General features: G+C 44.5%; 11 protein-coding genes. All 11 read right to left on the bottom strand.

The window, feature by feature from the left end; translation table 11 throughout:
* Positions 1-3 precede the first annotated feature (3 nt).
* Positions 4-879 (bottom strand): carbohydrate ABC transporter permease, encoded by an 876-nt coding sequence (locus AC58UU_RS16995; protein ID WP_497317518.1) that lies wholly within the window; start codon positions 877-879, stop codon positions 4-6.
* A gap of 321 nt (positions 880-1200) precedes the next feature.
* Complete coding sequence (locus AC58UU_RS16990) at positions 1201-2550, bottom strand: ABC transporter substrate-binding protein (protein ID WP_497317516.1); 1350 nt, start codon at positions 2548-2550, stop codon at positions 1201-1203.
* A gap of 119 nt (positions 2551-2669) precedes the next feature.
* Positions 2670-4265: a response regulator gene (locus AC58UU_RS16985; RefSeq protein ID WP_497317514.1), complete on the bottom strand. Its 1596-nt coding sequence runs from the start codon at positions 4263-4265 to the stop codon at positions 2670-2672.
* Complete coding sequence (locus tag AC58UU_RS16980) at positions 4262-5983, bottom strand: histidine kinase (protein ID WP_497317512.1); 1722 nt, start codon at positions 5981-5983, stop codon at positions 4262-4264. The genes AC58UU_RS16985 and AC58UU_RS16980 overlap by 4 nt, the downstream gene beginning before the upstream one ends.
* A gap of 164 nt (positions 5984-6147) precedes the next feature.
* Positions 6148-10662 carry a beta-galactosidase gene (locus tag AC58UU_RS16975; RefSeq protein WP_497317510.1) on the bottom strand — a complete coding sequence of 1505 codons (4515 nt, stop codon included), beginning with the start codon at positions 10660-10662 and terminating at the stop codon, positions 6148-6150.
* A 109-nt stretch (positions 10663-10771) separates the two neighbouring features.
* Positions 10772-12442, bottom strand: a complete 1671-nt coding sequence (locus AC58UU_RS16970; protein ID WP_497317508.1) for an extracellular solute-binding protein — start codon at positions 12440-12442, stop codon at positions 10772-10774.
* 114 nt (positions 12443-12556) lie between these two features.
* Positions 12557-13432 carry a carbohydrate ABC transporter permease gene (locus AC58UU_RS16965; protein WP_057302088.1) on the bottom strand — a complete coding sequence of 292 codons (876 nt, stop codon included), beginning with the start codon at positions 13430-13432 and terminating at the stop codon, positions 12557-12559.
* Between the two features lie 15 nt (positions 13433-13447).
* Entirely contained in the window at positions 13448-14338 is an 891-nt protein-coding gene (locus AC58UU_RS16960) for an ABC transporter permease (protein WP_497317505.1), read from the bottom strand.
* A gap of 236 nt (positions 14339-14574) precedes the next feature.
* Positions 14575-16827 (bottom strand): AraC family transcriptional regulator, encoded by a 2253-nt coding sequence (locus AC58UU_RS16955; protein ID WP_497317503.1) that lies wholly within the window; start codon positions 16825-16827, stop codon positions 14575-14577.
* Positions 16828-16967: 140 nt separating this feature from the next.
* Positions 16968-17210 (bottom strand): hypothetical protein, encoded by a 243-nt coding sequence (locus tag AC58UU_RS16950; protein WP_497317502.1) that lies wholly within the window; start codon positions 17208-17210, stop codon positions 16968-16970.
* Positions 17211-17396: 186 nt separating this feature from the next.
* On the bottom strand, positions 17397-17669 hold the full coding sequence (locus AC58UU_RS16945; RefSeq protein WP_497317500.1) for a hypothetical protein: 273 nt from the start codon (positions 17667-17669) through the stop codon (positions 17397-17399).
* Positions 17670-17722 lie beyond the last annotated feature (53 nt).

Here is a 17722-nt window from a genome sequence, read left to right as displayed (position 1 = left end):
CCATTAAAAATGCTGCTGCCACTTTTTCTGACTGCGCCATTGAATCAAGGTAATCGAAAATATGATAACGAACAAAACCCAGGACATCGCTGCCGCATAACCCATTTTGTAATTTTGGAAGGCAGTGAGATAAATATGATACGCGATAACCATCGTCGAATTGACGGGTCCGCCTTGCGTCATCACATTCACAACCGCAAAAACCTGGAATGTGGAAATAATCAGTGTAATAGCAATCAAAAAGGTCGTTGGTTTCAGCATAGGTACTGTGATACTGAAAAACTGCCTCATCCCTGTGGCCCCGTCAATCGAAGCCGCTTCATATAAATCTTTCGGAATCCCTTGCAATCCCGCCATATACAGCACCATCGTGTATCCGATGTAAGTCCACACGACCATAATGATGATAGCCGGCAATGCCCACGCCGTACTGCCCAACCACTCAGGAGGATTGGCAACTCCTAGTGATCTTAGGAAGGCATTGATGGGACCATCCTGGGCATTGTAAAGCACGCTCCATACCACAGAAACGGCAACCAAACTGCTGACATAAGGAAGGAAAAACAAAGTTCGTAATACACCCTTGGCATAGACATGTCGATTAAGCAATACTGCTACAACCAAACCAATCGCCATTGCACTGGGCACCGTTACACCAGTTAGAATAAAATTGTTCCTCAGTGCGTGCCATAAGTAAACGTCATTCACTAATTTTTCAAGATTTCCTAGTCCAGCGAAACTCAGCCCAGCAAAGCCCTTTAAGTAATCCCAATCTGCAAATATCAGCATAAAACTGAACAGCAGAGGTAGAATGACGAAGAAAAAAACGCCGAGAAAGTTCGGCAAAATAAACAAATAACCCGCCAATTGTTCCTTCATATTATGTTTGGACACTCGTCGCATGATGCCACCTCATTTAGCTATATTCAACCCATACCCGTATCATAAACAGTAGCGAATCAGAGTGGAATGGCGTGATTTAGGTTGTTACAGCGTTGATTTTAAGATGTAGGGAAACAACTCAGATAAACCTAGCTTGCTTATGCCTCCCTAACAGGAGCCATTCGAACAAATAAGCACTCACAGATGCCTTATTTTCCGTATCGAACCACTTGGGGGATATGGATACACGCTCAACACGAATAAGGACCTGGCAGACTTCAAATTGAAGTCCTCCAGGTCCTTTTTTTAACACAACAGTTATTTTTTCTCAGCCTTAATCGCTTGATCCGCTCTTGTCTTCATATTCTGAATCGCTTTCTCTAAGGGCTGCACGCCCATTACATATTTCTCTGTTTCCTCATTGATAATTTTGGTCATTTCCGGCAAAGCGGTGGAAATCGTTTGAACTGGGAACGTGTAATCGCCTTTGATTAGAGCTTTCAGAGAATCCACGTTTATTAGGCTTGCTGCATCCCCGACCATAAGCTCAGCCACTTTGTCCACATCGATCTTCTTAGAGGATGGCAAACGTCCACCCGGAATCATTAGAAGATTTCCTTCTGTTAGGTACCAGGAGATAAATTGAAAGGCTTCGTCTTTGTTCGAAGACGTATTGTTAATCGACATGAAGTCGTTGAAGCCTGCCGTATTCACTTTGCCACCTTTCTCCAACTGAGGCACCGGTGCAAAAATGGTTTTGAACTCATGCGGGAAGCTTTTCGTATCCTTCACATTCCTTAGCAAATGTGTCCCTCCGAAGATCATCGCCGCTTTACCGGTCAGAAGCTCGTTAGGAGGAAGCAGTTTGTTGGCGATAATTTCCGGCCACTTGACCGACAATCCTTTGTCCTGCAGCGCTTTTTGATATTCCAAGCCCTTCTTGACGGCAGGACTGTCGAAGGTGGACAATCCATCCGCGGTATAATAGGAATCCACTGGCTTATTCTCAAGAATCGCAAAACGTACCATATTATCATCTGGAACCTTGATAAAGCTGCCCTTCTGGTCCGGTGTATGCAGCTTCTCGGCAAGCGCCATGTAGTCATCCCATGTCCATCCTTGAGCCGGAATCTTCTCTCCCGCTTTCTCCAAAGCCGTTTGATTAATCATAACGGAAGATAACAGCTTCATGGCCGGTAAATAATGCGTTTTCCCTTTGAACGGGACGACATTATTTTTGCCAATAATATCATCCACATCAAGCTTATATTTGCTAATCAAATCATCCAATGGATAGGTGACGCCAGCGTTGGCTCGGCGATTGTAATTGGTTTCTCCATAGCTGAAGAAGATGTCCGGAGCATCGGAGTTGCTGATAAGAGCCGTATCGAGCTTGGTGTTACCGCTATCGTCGTTCACGTAACGTGTATACTCCACTTGGATATCAGGATGTGTACTGTTCCATTTCGTGACCACATCCTTGGGTCCACTCTCTTCAGGAATGCCGCCCCACATCTTAAGTTTGACGGCTTTCTTCGGAACTGCGGAGCTGGCAGTTGTCGCTACAGCGGGAGATGAGCTTGTTTGGTTGTCACCTTTTGCACAGCCGGAAAGCATCAAACTAAATGCCATTGTAAGTGATAGTGCGGAATAAATCGATTTCTTCATACAGGCAAAACCCCTCTCTTACTTGTTTTCATCCGTTTGGAACATCATTAGCATAGCAAAGTGATCATTCCTGCGTAATGAATTCATTTAAGATCTTACCTGTCTTGTTTTATCCACTTTTAGTGAATATAGCGCTTACGATATTCTTGCGGGTATATGCCTTCAATTTTTTTAAACAACTTAGCGAAATAATTAGGGTCCGAATAGCCGATCGCGTCCGCGACTTCATAAATTTTAACATTGGGATCCTTGAGCAGTTCCCTGGCTTTCTTCATTCGTATACGGATCATGTAATCGATCATCGTTTCGCCTGTTTCTTTCTTGAATAAGGAGCTTAAATACGGTTCCGTAAAATTAACTTCTTTTGCCAAGTCGGACATTTTAAAGGAAGTGCTGTACTTTTCTTCGATCATTCTTTGAACGGCTTGAATTTCCGGGCGAGGCTGATGAACCACGCTTGAGCGCAAATGCTCGAGGAAGACTGCAATCCATCCCATCAACCATTCGCTTATTTCTTGTATGGATTCCGCTGTTCTCACGACATGATGAGGATAACTTCCTTCGTAGGGCTCAATCGAGTAAAGGTCTCCTCCTTTATGTTGAAGAAAAACCTCGAATAGATGTACAATATGCAGCCAACGTTCTCTGACCAGATCTGGATAAGGTCTCGGTACTCCGTCTTCTAAATAGGTCTCAGCCATATTCCTTATGGCATTCTCAAGCGCTTCTTGATCTTGCCGGGCCATCGAATCGAGCCAATCATCTTGTGACGTAATGGGTAAAGCATGATCTGCAAACATTTGCTCGCTATAATGAATAACACGATTCGAGTCATTGTAAAATCTCTCCAAAAGGGCTTCATCGGCAAACTTACACGCTTCATGCAGGTCGTATGCTCGTTCAACAGGGGAATAAGTACCGAAATAGACAGACAATTTGAGATAGCGTTGTATACATTCCGTCATCTCCTGAAGCATCGGCTCCGCCCCTGTACTGGATATCATACCGAAACACCCCCCACCCAATTCGACAATGTGTCCTGCCTTATATTTGCGCATAATTTCCCGGAGTATATTCATTACGGAAAAGCGCAGCAACTTTTCACTCTTAAAGCGATTCTCATCTACTACAGACTCGTATCGGTCGATTTTCATCATCGAAACCGTCCATGGAAATGACGGAAGCAGATTCGCATATTCCTCTGAGAGATCATCCGCTTCCCTTTTCGAGTATTGCATGGTCAAGAGATCACGCAAATGCTTTTCAATGGTTATTTCTTGGCGAAATTGAACAGCATTCCGATTAAGCAGTAACGTTTCCTCCTGCTTTTTACGCTCGTTCTCGATTTCCGCTTGCATTTGCTGCAGCTTGGTTTGAAGATCTTCCGGTCTCATGGTCAGTTTCAATATATAGTCGGAAGCGCCAAGCTGTAAGGCCCGCCTTACATACCCAAAATCATTATAATTAGATAAAATTAAAATTTTGATGTGCGGATATAGTTCCTTCACCCGTTCCATTAGCGAAATTCCATCCATATTCGGCATGGAAATGTCGGTAATCAACAGATCACATGGCTTTTCAGCAAGAATGGCAAGCGCATCTAATCCATCAACTGCCTCGCCGATCAATTCAAAGCCAAATTCCTCCCAAGGAATAAACGTCTTGAGTCCGAGCCTCACCAGAAATTCATCTTCCACTAATAAAAGCTTGGTCATGCTGGATCCTCCATCCTGTTCCAAGGCAGCTTAATAACCGTCTCCGCTCCAGCATCCGTGCCATTGTGCATAAATAATCCATAGGGTTCCCCGAAATGCATCCGAATCCGACTTTGAACATTTTCAAGTCCGATTCCACTATATTTCCCTTGTCTGATGGGATCGGATTCCTCAGTAGCGTCGGCTGCAAGCTTTCTCTCAGACAGCCCTTGTCCATTATCTGTAATCGTAACCAACAACAAATCATCTTCCTGATAAGCCGCAATACGGATGCTTAGAGGCATACGATTCCCATGGATTATACTGTTTTCCACAATAGGCTGAAGGGTGAATTTAAGCATGCAAGCAGACAATAGTCTTTCATCGACATGAATCGACAATTCTATGTTATCGTTAAACCGAATTTTTTGCAGCGAAAAATAATGATGTATAAAATCAAGCTCATCTCGCAGTGTAACAACTTCGTTCTCCTGCTTCATACTGTAGCTGAGCATAATGCCTAGGGAAGTAATCATATCCCCAACGTTTTTGGCACCCGAGAATAAAGCCAGCCACTTAATAGAATTGAGTGCATTAAACAAGAAATGAGGAGAAATTTGGGCCTGGAGAGCATGAAACCTTGCTTCCTCTTTAAGCTGCTGCTCTTCTCGAAGAGTCTTAACCATTTCCTTCAAGCTTGAAAGCATACGGTTGAAGTGATGGCTCAGCAGTCCAATTTCATCATTTCCTCCTGCCAAAGCAGGCCTTTCGAAATTTCCGGATGCTGCTTTCCCCATTGCCTGCACGAGTGAGCGAATAGGTCTCATCAAACGGAGGTTAAATAGGACATAGATGAAAAGAAAGCACGCGAATAAAACGATAACACTCCATGTCGTTGCAGTACGTACGTTTTTCAACTGCTGCATCCATTGTTCCTGCATGGGGATCCATCGCAATTGCCAGCCAGTTGCTTTTAAGATTTGTGCAAATGTGGATCCTTCATCTCCCGATTCCGTCCTGTTCCATAGCTCATTCCGTCCCCACAGCAAACGGTTGTTATCAGATATCAGGAATTGGGCGGGAGAGTCCTCCTCTAAACCATTGGAAACGAGAAACATTTCCTTGATTGGAAAGGCGATAAAGACGAACCCATAGCCTTTTGTCGTCTCCCCCCTGATTAATCGGACCATAGTAATAAAGCCCCCTTCTTGGTTCCCTTCAAGGCCTTTCACTTTCAAAGAAGGGTTCACGTCCCAAGCAGGAGCTCCATTTTTTTCTTTGGCTTGTTTCGCATAATCTGGCATCACTTTAAGAATCTCTTCGTCTTGATTGGTCGCATAGATGCTGCCATTAAATCCATAAACCGCAACAATGGCATGGTTGTCCAAAATATAGGAGATCAAGTTGTCCATCTTGCTCTGTAGACCAATTACCCTCTGGTAAGTTGGATAGTCATTTAAATCCGACTGCCCCGAACTTCTTAGCAATTGCAAAACATCATAGTCATTGGTGAGCAAATTCGAAACATTTAAAGTCCGATTCAACATATCGTCGGCTCGATCCGTAACCCGCTTTAGAACCTGAGTTTGTGTGTCGGTCATTTGTCTCATAAATATTTTGTCAGATTGAACGAAGTATAGATACAACATTAATAAAATAGGAACCACAATAAACAACGTAAATGCAAGTAAAAACTTGAGCCGAAGCGAGAAAAATAACTGCCTTTTGTTTACTGTCATTCCTCTCTCCCCTTCGAAACCAATGTGCAATGGCAACCGTCCACTGAACGGTTGCCATGATGATTTATATATGTAGTATTATAACTCACAGATTACTTTTATAACTAGGTGCTGTTTAATGTTTATACATGGTTATATTTAATCTCTTATTTCCTATACCAAGCTTACTTAGTTACTTTTACAATCATCTTATCGCTGGATATGGCACCCGCATTGTTGATGAGCTCAGTGTGATACTCATAGGTGCCTATTGCTCTATTTGCTATAGTCGTTACTGCTGATTGAGCATTGGGTGTTTTATCCAAAAGTGTTTGCGTATCGATAAGAACGCCATTTTCATATAAATGATAAGTTGTTCCATTGGTTCCCCACCACATGTTCATGCTGACTTTAAAGTTGCCGTCGCCATCCCAGTTATCGCCCGACAGAACCGGTTTTTCTGGCGCTGCTTTCGTTACCGTTACCACGTGCGTAGCGCTCGTTGTTGTGCCGAATGCATTGGTAAGCTCTGCATAGTAACGATAGGTCCCATTCTTTTTGCCGTAAACTGCGGTTGTCACCGTTTGTGCGTTTGGTGAATTGTCAGTAAGGATTTTTGTATCGATTAATACATCATTCTCGTAAAGCTTATAGATTCTACCGTTTTCTCCATACCACATGTTCATCGTAACATTGTAGGTACCGTCCAGAAGCCCGGTATCATACCCATTGTCATCGGATAGCACCACTGTACCCGGTTTAGCTTTACTTTTTGCTGCAATATTGTTCACAGTTGCCGTTGCCGTTCCGTGATTTCCTGCTGCGTCGACGAATTCGAAGGTAAAGCTGCCATTAAAATAGAACGTGTAGCTGGTTGAACCGCCATTATTCGTGATGGTTACCGATTCGCTCGGTGTGATTGTCGCAGTCACACTTTGTGCGTTTACCACGCTATAGGCCACCGTTGCAGTTGGCATGTTATCTACCGTTATCGCTATGCTGCCGACGAAGGGACCGTACGATGCTTGAATGATCGCGCTGCCTTCCCCAATCGCCTTCACTGTGCCATAAGTATCCACGGTTACGGTTGATGGATCGGATGAATGCCACGCAGCTTTGCCAGATAAATCTACAAACCCGTTTACCGTCAGTCCGCGGGCACCCAGAGTCTGTGTTTGCCCCTTTGTCATACTCGTTTGAACTGCTTCAACAACTAGCCCATTCAACGTCCACACTTTCCCATATTTCGCCGGATTTTTATCACTGCCAATTCCGCTGCTCCACTCAAGCCATCCAAGCCGACCGCTGCCGTTATTGTCGTTAACCAGCACAGACAGTCGAAGTGGACTTTTCGGATCATGTACATAAGGATACAATTCAGAAGAATTCACATGGATATAATAAGTTGTTTCATTGGGGACCGTTTGATCTACCTTTAGGGATGCGTACTGTGCTACGCTGTTACCCGGTGTCCAATTTGTTGGCAAATTGCCGCCAACATAAGGCACCGATTGTTTATAAAGCACTGGGCCTTGCGGTGTCAGTGCTGCCTGGAACTCCACCTGATCTCCCGTAAATCCCTGTCCGAATGTATCAATCGCGAACTGTACGCTGTCCCCTTTCCAGAAGCTTCCGAGTGGATTATCCTGAACAAATGTCTCATCCTTCACGCGAACGATCAGGTCTAGCCCGCTATCCGAATACCCCGCCGCAAACGAAGCGTCAAAATCCGTGGGTTTCGTCGACTGGGCAGCTGCTTTATACGCCCAATTATCGGTGGCCCAAACAGCATGGTCAGCGACTTCTAATGTGGCAGGATTGAACAGTTCTCCACTGGTGCCCTTCGACTCAGGGACAATAATATTACTCGTATTACGGTCGAAATCCGAGATCAAAAACGGCTCTGAGATCGGTAGTAGCGCTAATGCTGCGCTATCCGCATTACTTATCCAATATACCTTGCCAGGATGTACGCTAAGTAGGTTATTGGCACTTTGCGCTTTGCCCTCCCAGTCCGTAACGAGGGTCTCACCCGTGAAAGCAGCCGCTAGACGCGCATCGATCGGAGCTTCTGAGGATGCGTCAGACCACAAACCTATGAGCCGGGCTCCGTCATTGTCAAGTACAACTGCTTTTTGTCCTCCCTCGAGAACGTATTCACCTTTATAAACGAGAGACTGGCCAGCAAGATCGAGAAAATGATGGGCTACTGACGCTGCGAGCCTCGGCTCCACCCGTGGCTTTGAGCGGAATAAACCCGATGCGTGCGTAACAGTACCGGTGCTCTTTGCATAAGATAAAGTTTCCATCTCCGATAAATTCAACATATGAAATAAGGCAATTTTTTGCGTTCCCCATTTGAGCTGCGACAGAAAGTCAACGATCATGCGCTTGGCGATCGCAGATTCCGTAGGCACTGTGCCTGTTACCGAATTCGAATTAACCAAAATCGCATGACTCTCTGAATCGGCCCACTGCTTGGAAGCAATTCCAAAAACCTGATCTATACGCTGGAATTCGCGCGGATCTGGCAGGTAACCATGCAGCGAGAGCTTATCAAAATAGGACGCTCCGCCCAAGCTGAGCAGTTCTTTATAAAATGATAAATAGTTGCGTCCTGCAAGTCCGCCAATCCATACATCCGAATCCGGCTGCTCCTCTTTGATAGTCTGATACGCTGTTTTCAACAGCTCCACGAAGCGTTCCGTCGAATCTAACCAAAACACGCTCAACCCCGGCAAGTTTGGCTCATTCCATACTTCCCACGTCTTAATTCGAGTATTGTACCGGGTAACGACGGCACGAACAAAATCTTCCCAGTCCTTCATATCCACCGGAGCATAAGCGGAATAGGCCGGCACACTAATATTTGCCTGCGTTTGCTCCGGATGCGGCGATGCCCACTGCGGCGTGTATAACAGATTTCCAATCATATCGAAGCCGTAACTTGACAGCTTGTTGATTTGGTCATCGAATCTCGACCACTCATAAACACCGCGTGACGGTTCAATCGCCCAGCTCGTATCGCGGAACTGCGATCCCCATGGTACTGCATGAATCCGCGCAAAGCGAAATCCCACTAGATCAGCCAGTTTCATAGCATTCTCGCCTTCCGAAAGCTGATAGCTAAAGCCCATGGTCGGCCATCTTTGCGATACTGGTTTAGTAGGACCCTGACTTACTACCAATGAATATCGCTCACGCGAAAACGTAGTCAGATCCGTCTGTGAATACGTATATTTGACGGGTAGATCCGTTAAATCCGTAGAATCGTTCTGTTGATACGCAAAAGCAATTTCGTAGTACCCCGGCTCTGGAGGTGTCCAGCTCCAGCCTTGATCGAGAAATGTCTGCCTCGATACAGGTACTTGTGCGATCAATTCATTATCAGAATTGTAAACGCTGCCAATAATGGCATTAACGGAACTCGCTACTGCTCCGGCGTTCAATTGATACACTACGGGGTCCCCCAGATTCCACCAGCTAGCAAATTTATTGCCTTTCAAGGTAAAAACAACCGGTCCCAGCGATTGGTTCGACGCTTCAGCCTTCACATCATCGAAGTAAAGTTTGCCGCTTGTGGGTGTCGCAGCATTTATGCTGGTAGTCGTCAAATTCAGTACAAGCGTGTTGGTGCCGGCTGGAAATTGACTTCGATCAACGGTAAATGACACCTCCGTCCAATCTGCAAGCGACAACCCCTCCGTCTTATCCGTCGTGTAGGACCCTAAGAACGTCCCGTTGTTCTGGAAGGAAACCCACAAACGCGGTTTATTGCCTAAATAATCTTGCGACGCCTTCAGCTTGGTTGTAATTCGAAACGATGTCATATTCGAAGGGAGCGTTAGGGGACTAGACACCCACCCCGCGTATCCGCTGCTGACACTGTTGATATACACCGAGCGGAGACCGGCACTTTTTTCATTCTCTGAATAATTCGCTGCCGAAACTGGCGGAGTGTTCGCTGATCCGTTCCACCACCATGTTTTCCAATCTTTTGGACTGCTAACGCCATTCGTCACGCTCAATATCTCGAAGCCCGGATTCGAAACTGGCAGCTGCTGAACAACCGGAATCGGTTCATCCGACGCCTCCACCATCACATCATCGTAGTAAAGTTTGCCGCTTGCTGGAGTCGCCGTATTCAGGCTGGTTGTCGACAAGTTCAGCACAAGCGTGTTGGTGCCAGCCGGAAATTGGCTTCGATCGACGGTAAACGACACCTCCGTCCAATCCGCAAGCGACACCCCCTCCGTCTGATCCGTCGTGTAGGACCCTAAAAAAGTCCCGTTGTTCTGGAAGGAAACCCACAAACGCGGTTTGTTTCCCGAATAATCCTCCGATGTCTTCAGTTTGGCAGTAATTCGAAACGAACTCATATTCGAAGGAAGCGATATGGGATTCGAGACCCACCCGGCATATCCCGTGCTGACACTGCTGATAAATACAGAGCGCTGCCCACCGTTTTTTTCATTCTCCGTATAATTCGCTGCCGCAATCGGCGGATTGTTGACGGGTCCGCCCCACCACCACGTCTTCCAGTCTTTCGGACTGTAAACACCGTTTGTTACAGTCAGTGTTTCAAATCCTGGGTTCGAGACCGGCAGCTGCTGTATAACCGCCGCATGAGCAGCACGTGCTCCAATTACCATAAAAAATAATAGCCCCAAAACGCAAACAAATTTCTTATACTTACCCATAATTCTCCTCCTCATATTCATGTAAGGATAAAGTTCGTGCAAGGATATAGTAAAGCTGAGGACCGCAGATTCGTATAACGGCCCTCATTCTTTGTTAAATGCGCGTTGCTTACTTCTTCATTTGTGTTTGTTTTGCAACGGTCTCCCATAAATCTTTCATCATGAAACTGCTGTCCTTATTGGTTTTATACCACTCGATTATGAAGTCGTCCATTTGTTTGCCGCCCGCTTTATCCCATGAAGTCTGAACGTCCTTGAAGGCTTGATCAACAGTATATTTGTCTCCGCTTAAGACTGCTTTTAACCACGTATCGGTAATTTGCTTTTTGACGGTGTTAAATGACGTTTGCATATCCTTAGGGAAAGACGGTATAAGCTCTTGCAGGGTTACGAAACGGTATTTTTTAGTCGAATCTAGATATAAAGACTCGGCTTTATTGAACATGTCCAGTCCGGCTTTCTGTTCTGGAATGTCAGGATTGAATTGATTTTGGAAGAACGAACACTTGCCGAGCAGCAAACGGGAATAGGATTGCGCATAGTCACCCGCCCAGCTAACTTCAGACTTGCTTTTATTGGGGTCGATGTTTTGCGGACATCCGTTTGCATCCTTCTTATAATGCGTACCTTCCACACCGAAAAGCAGGCTGGTACCCGTCGAGACACGATTGATAAAGTCGATGTATTTGATCGCTGCAACCGGGTCTTTAGTCTTTGCATTAATCGCAGTTGTCATTTGCACTGGACTTTGTACGTCCGGAATAAATTCACCTACTGGACTTTTTGGCAGTGCGATAGGGATCACATCGGCATCTGGAACAGCCTTTTTCAAGGTTTGTATATCAGTTACTGTCGAATCGAACCAACTTCCTACAAAAGTCGGGAAAATGCCCAGCTTACCATTCAAATAGTCTTGTTTGGCCTTTGCCCCATTTTTGTCATTCACGAAGTCTTTATCGATTATCCCCTCATCAAACAGTCGTTTTTTGAATTCCGTCGCCAATTTTGCATGTTCAAATGCCCGGCTCGGTTGATCGTTTACAAGACCATACAGCTCAACAGGGTTCCCGAACATCATATCGATCGCAAACTCCGAACGAAAACTCAATGCCATTCCGTATGTGTCCTTCTTTCCGTTGCCGTCAGGGTCTTGCTCCGCAAACGCTTTTGCTACTTTATACAGATCCTCGGTCGTTTTCGGTACGTCCAGATTCAATTTTTTCAACCAATCTGCACGGACGAAGACCGCATAACTTGGAAATGATTCCAGCACCCGTCCAATTTTGTACATCTTCCCGTCGGGACTGGTTGCTACTTTCTTCAATGCGGGATAATCCTGAAGAACCTTCTTGTATTCAACGCTGTTCTTCTCGATCAGGTCGTTTATCGGCATAAGTTGCTTCTGATCGATGAGCGGGTTAAGTATATTCGGATCAAACTCGTTAATAATGTCAGGCGCCGATCCCGAAGCAAACAGTACATTGAATTTTTGTGCCGCATCGTTGCGCGGAATTGGAACATATTTGACATTCGCAGGGCCGTTTTCATTAATAAATTTTGTCCAACGATTATCTTCTAATGTTCCTTCTGCAGCAGGAATACTTCCACGGTCATAAACCGATACGGATATATCGCCTTTCTTGGCTGGCGTTGTTGATGCTGTTGGAGTTGTTGAATTAGCAGAGGAACTCGGTTGTACGGTAGATTTCGTACTGCATGCCGTTAGAACCATTGAAGTCGATAATGCCATCGTTAGTGATGTCGCAAACCATTTTTTCATGTTTGATAAACCCCTTTTGAATTCGTTATTTGTTTGCTTAAGCTTACCTCATCGAATCTTTGGGAACCATATTTCTCTTTGTAACACCACCTCCTTATCGCCCTCATGCTTCCCTTAGCCTTTCACGGAACCAAGCATAACGCCTTTGACAAAGTATTTTTGCAAAAATGGATAAACCACCAACATCGGGGTAATCATGACGATCACGCCTGCAGCTTTAATTCCTTCCTCCACCACATGAACCTGATCGTCAGGCTGCACCGCCATGCTTTGCTGCAGCACGCTCTGGCTTTGAATCATTTGCTGTACGAGCACAGTTAAGTTGTGCTTATCGGTATCGTTGATGTAAATCAGCATACTCATAAAGATATTCCAGTACGCAACACCATAAAAAAGCGTTAATGTCGCGAGAACAGGCATAGAAATGGGCAATACAACTTGAAGTAGAAGACGTACTTCACTGCAGCCATCCATTCGCGCTGCATCGTCAATTTCAGACGGGATGTTCTCGAAGTACGTACGTAACAGCAACATGTTATAGGTACTTACTAAACCCGGTAACCATAGCGCCCAATAGGAGTTAACCAGTCCCAGACTTTGGATGACCAGGAAAGTAGGGATAATGCCACCCGTAAAGATCATCGTAAAGATCATCGAAAGCGTAAAGAAGCGACGTGCATAAAAGTTGGGACGTGATAAGGGATATGCGGCCATAATGGTGGTGAGCATACATAACGTAACACCTACCAACGTGATCAAAGCACTGTTGCTGAATGATCGGATAAGCGGTGTTCCCTTGATCAAAACATTAAACGTTTCCCAGGTGAAGCCGATAGGCCAAAGATTTACTTTCCCGGTTTCAATGGCGGATGAACTACTAATGGAAAGCGCAATCAAATGAAGAAGTGGAAACAAGCTAGAGCAGGCAATTAAGGCTAATACGATATAGTTCATGATGTAAAAGATTTTATCTCCATTGGATGCACGCATCTCGATTCCTCCTCTCTAAAATAGGCCCTTCTGAAAACGACGTGCAATCCAATTGACAGAAAGCAGTAAAATTAATGCAACGATAGATTCAAACATACCCATTGCTGTAGTTAAGCTGAATTGCGCGCCTTGCAGTCCAACGCGATAAATATACGTGCTAATGACATCCGAAACGTCGTTCACCGCAGCATTTTGCAAGACGTAAATGGGGTCGAATCCGACTTCCATCACACGCCCCATGGAAAGTATAAAGAGCAAAATCATAGTCGGTGCAATTCCGGGAATCGTAATATGAATAATCTGTTTCCATTTATTAGCACCATCCATGCTTGCTGACTCGTAAAGCGAGGGATCGATTGTCGTCATTGCCGCCAAATAGATAATGGCGTTAAAGCCCATATCTTTCCATATCCCTGCACCAACAAAGATGGTGATCCATGATTTGATATTGTATAAGAACGGAAATGGTTCAAAGTTAAAAAAGGTCATCCATTGACTTAACCAGCTTCCTTCGATTCCGAAAATACTAAAGACGATCCCACCGACAATAATCCATGAATAAAAGTAAGGTAAATAAACAAGTGTTTGAACGATCTTCTTGAACCACATTTTTCTCACTTCGTTCAAAAGAATAGCTAATAGAATCGGAAACGGAAACCCCACGAATATATTTAGACTGCTAAGTAGAAGCGTGTTTCGGATAATTTTTAACGAATTTGGGTTACTGAACAGCTTTTGAAAATGTTCAAATCCAACCCAAGGACTGCGAAACACCCCATCAAAAAAGTTATAATCTTTAAAAGCAATGATCAGTCCAGCCATTGGCGCGTATTTGAAAATTAAGTAAAACAAAATGACGGGTATGAACATAAGGAGAAGTGGAATATTCTCCCTTAATCTCTTCATGTCGATTCCCCTTCGGTCTATTGCTTTCATATCGTTCCCTCTTTCTTTGTTGTAGCCTGCGATCCAACTGTACAACTGAAAAGTGAGGTAGAACAATCGTTCATTTTCCCTCGATCAACAATATTCTCAAATAAAAAAAGAACCGTCATCCCTGGCTTTTTCACCAGTGAATCCGATTCTATCGCAATCCAAATCCTATTAATCAACAAAAAAACACCAATCAACAAAGTTCATCTTTATGATTTTACTTGAGCAGTCTTCCGAAAGTCTCCTGGGGTTTGACCAACCAGCTTTTTAAATGATCGAATGAACGTGTTCGGATGCAGATATCCGATTCTGACCGTAATCTCTTGTATGGAATGTTCGGTTTGAACCAAAAGCTCTTTCGCGTGTTCCGTACGAATTCGCGTCAAATAATCAATAAAATTCTCACCAATTTCTTCCTTAAACGTACGACTAATGCTTTTCATATGCACATGGAACACATCGCTTAAATGAAGCAATGATAGATCCGGATTCTGGTAATGTTCCTCCATATACAATTTAATTTTGCGGATAAGCATATAATTGCTGCTCATCTCACGCAATGTCGCGATTGCTTCAGTTGTTTCCGAAAGAACACTTCTCAACATTTGCTGTAATTCATCCACGGTGTCCCAGTCGTCTACCGCTTTTTGCAATTTATCCTGCACGCCGTTTGCCCATATTTTCTGCACATCCGCTGGTAGGTCCGTAAACTCCTTATCAAGAAAAAATATCATGTAGCTCATTAAGTTGTCCAATTCCTTACGCGCATACAGACCGGCTCGAATGCCATCGAAAAGTTGTGCGAAGCTGCCCAGCCAATCGCCTTCTCCCGTTCGTAATGAAAACGCAATCTCACGGATATATTCGAGCAGGTCGAGCGACTGTTGCTTACCCTCGGGCTTAATCTGCCAATAACAGATCACACTATCCTCACCTATTGAAGGTTTGTATTGAAGTGCTTCCAAGGCTTCGACGTATGCGTAATGTACAAGCTCTATGCGATCGACGCCTGAGCCTATGCCCATCGTAATATTGAAATCAAGGTTGGTCTTCACCCATTGCATCAGGTCATTCGCTATATCACTCGCGATCTGCTCGGGCTTACTTTCCGACGAAATTTTCTGGACCAAGTGCAGCAAAGTCAATTGATCCTTGGACGTCCACTCGGTCCATATGGTAACATTTCGGCCAATTGCGATTTCCTTTACTACATTGGACAAAACGAATTTAAGCAAATTTTGATCATGATCTGAATATAGACTGGCGAATTTACTGTATTTATTAATTTCGAGCACACTAACACATAGCGAGTCAAAATCGCAAGGCATTCCGAGGCTCTCCATCTCCTGTTGCCACTCTTCATACTTCAAGGGGCGATTCCCTTCCATCCATTCGAAAAAGAAATGCTTTCGCTTAAAAACCAAATCTTCCTCATGCTGCTTCTGATAGGCATTTGACTGCTCCATCAAATTCAGCAAGGCGGTATCGATGAACTTAAATTCATCTTGATTGCCTTTACGGAACAGTTCAGCGCTTTTTTGCTGGGAGAATAATTGGATACGCTGTATGATCGTTTCTACAGGCTTATAGTTCCGTCGGGTAACCACAACGATCCATACAACGCCGATAAAAAAGAAAATCGCACAAACGAATATCCAATATTTAGATATTGCGGAGACAAGACGAAACAAATTACCATTCGCCACACTGCTGGAAATGGCCCATTCGGAATAATCGGAGTGCATCTTCGTCATTAGGGAATCGTTCGCATGAATATCACCATAAATAGGCGTACCCTCGCGGTCATAAAGGCTGAGATGATTGGAATTTTCCGTCGTCAGTGTTTGAACAAAATGGGCAATCGCTTGAAGCTGCACATTGACAACGATTAGACCGTCATTACCGGAATTCAATGGGACATATCGCACTAACGATACGAATTCGGTGGGTTCGCCTTGCTCCGTGTAACCTTTCCGAACATCTGTCCATAGATGATTTAGCCCGGATTGCTTCAATGCTTCCACAATCAATTGCTTATCGTTAAATGCAGCTAGCTTGGAAACGGAGTATGGCGTCTGCACCGTATCGTCCGTTAGCCTGTATAAATAGATCGAATCGATGAGAGGCATCGTTGCCATGAGACTTTTCACTTTTACAGACGACAAATAGCCCGAATAATATCGATCGTTCTGCAAGGCAGGATTAAAAAAACCCAATAGCGTATCATCGCTGGCGATCTCATTCGTGATCGTGTTATCGATCAACTTCATCTGATTGTCTACGGATTGGAGCACTTGCTTGGTGAAAATTTTATTCGATTCGACTGCGGTTTTTCGCGACAATTCGCTGAATGCCATCAACAGGACAAACATGAGGAGAGGCACAATAAAAAGGAAAATCGTTACATAGGAAAACAGGAGACGACGAAACCATGTCTTGTTCAGCGAGATGTTCTTTATCATCGTTTACTCTCCTTTTTAACAAATATTTAAATGAAATCATCCTCGTAAGAAATCCCAAGCAGGTGAATTCAGGTATTTGTAGTTTAACAGATAATCAAAACATCTTAAATAGCCAAAACAAGCAAGCCGCCTTTAACAAATTATAAAAAAATAATGGAACAAAACGACTGTCGAAAACCGCAACGACATGGTGCACATAGAGGACTAAGTCCTCCCAAATCCAAACTTGTTGATCCGCTTCCGTGACCAGACCAGACAATCAATGCCATTAACTCCTTAACGCCCTCTACCGGCGCGCCGAGCGTTCCCCCAATATTTTTTCCGAGCCATCCCCCATATACAATCCGATAATAATCTCGTTCATTTAAAATATTCAAATTCATGCCGCCTCTCCATCGTTTTTCAAATTTGTAATAATCGACATAATTCAATTATAAGAACGCTTTCTTGACGAAGCCATGAACACGATTGAGATGTTTTAAGAAAAAACATCAAAGGGAGTCATTTCATTTTCCTGTCGCGATTGTCCTTACTTGAGGTGATGTGGGCCGACCTTTTCGACGCGAATGCTAACCCTTCGTTTTTGAATTTGATCGTGTGGCCGACGGAACGATAAATCTGGAAGTCGGCGTAAAACGATCCGTCTTGTTGGCCTGGGATTCGCTGTTGCTCGGATAGTGGGAGCAGCAAACGGATGGCATCCGAACGAACGGCAAGGCAAATCTTATTGGACCTAACTTTCCTGTGGTCTCGGCATGGACAACTGCAGTACGAGCCGAACGTCCGAGCTTAATATCGTCCATGGCAAACGGACTCGGCTTCGAAAAATCGAGATCGGCCATGTGAATTTGGCGATACTATATACTGCTCGGCCGCTTCGAAGAGCTTGTGGACA

It is taken from the genome of Paenibacillus sp. JT22N1, from assembly GCF_059692155.1.
The sequence above is the reverse complement of the archived record's forward strand: the minus strand, read 5'-3'. Positions and strand labels throughout refer to the sequence as shown.

Excerpts from the sequence above, each read along its gene's own strand:
- AC58UU_RS16995 (WP_497317518.1), bottom strand. The coding sequence starts at position 879 with ATGAAGGAACAATTGGCGGGTTATTTGTTTATTTTGCCGAACTTTCTC.
- AC58UU_RS16945 (WP_497317500.1), bottom strand. The coding sequence starts at position 17,669 with ATGGCCGATCTCGATTTTTCGAAGCCGAGTCCGTTTGCCATGGACGAT.
- AC58UU_RS16990 (WP_497317516.1), bottom strand. The coding sequence starts at position 2,550 with ATGAAGAAATCGATTTATTCCGCACTATCACTTACAATGGCATTTAGT.
- AC58UU_RS16980 (WP_497317512.1), bottom strand. The coding sequence starts at position 5,983 with ATGACAGTAAACAAAAGGCAGTTATTTTTCTCGCTTCGGCTCAAGTTT.
- AC58UU_RS16965 (WP_057302088.1), bottom strand. The coding sequence starts at position 13,432 with ATGCGTGCATCCAATGGAGATAAAATCTTTTACATCATGAACTATATC.
- AC58UU_RS16985 (WP_497317514.1), bottom strand. The coding sequence starts at position 4,265 with ATGACCAAGCTTTTATTAGTGGAAGATGAATTTCTGGTGAGGCTCGGA.
- AC58UU_RS16975 (WP_497317510.1), bottom strand. The coding sequence starts at position 10,662 with ATGGGTAAGTATAAGAAATTTGTTTGCGTTTTGGGGCTATTATTTTTT.
- AC58UU_RS16960 (WP_497317505.1), bottom strand. The coding sequence starts at position 14,338 with ATGAAGAGATTAAGGGAGAATATTCCACTTCTCCTTATGTTCATACCC.
- AC58UU_RS16955 (WP_497317503.1), bottom strand. The coding sequence starts at position 16,827 with ATGATAAAGAACATCTCGCTGAACAAGACATGGTTTCGTCGTCTCCTG.
- AC58UU_RS16970 (WP_497317508.1), bottom strand. The coding sequence starts at position 12,442 with ATGAAAAAATGGTTTGCGACATCACTAACGATGGCATTATCGACTTCA.
- AC58UU_RS16950 (WP_497317502.1), bottom strand. The coding sequence starts at position 17,210 with ATGAATTTGAATATTTTAAATGAACGAGATTATTATCGGATTGTATAT.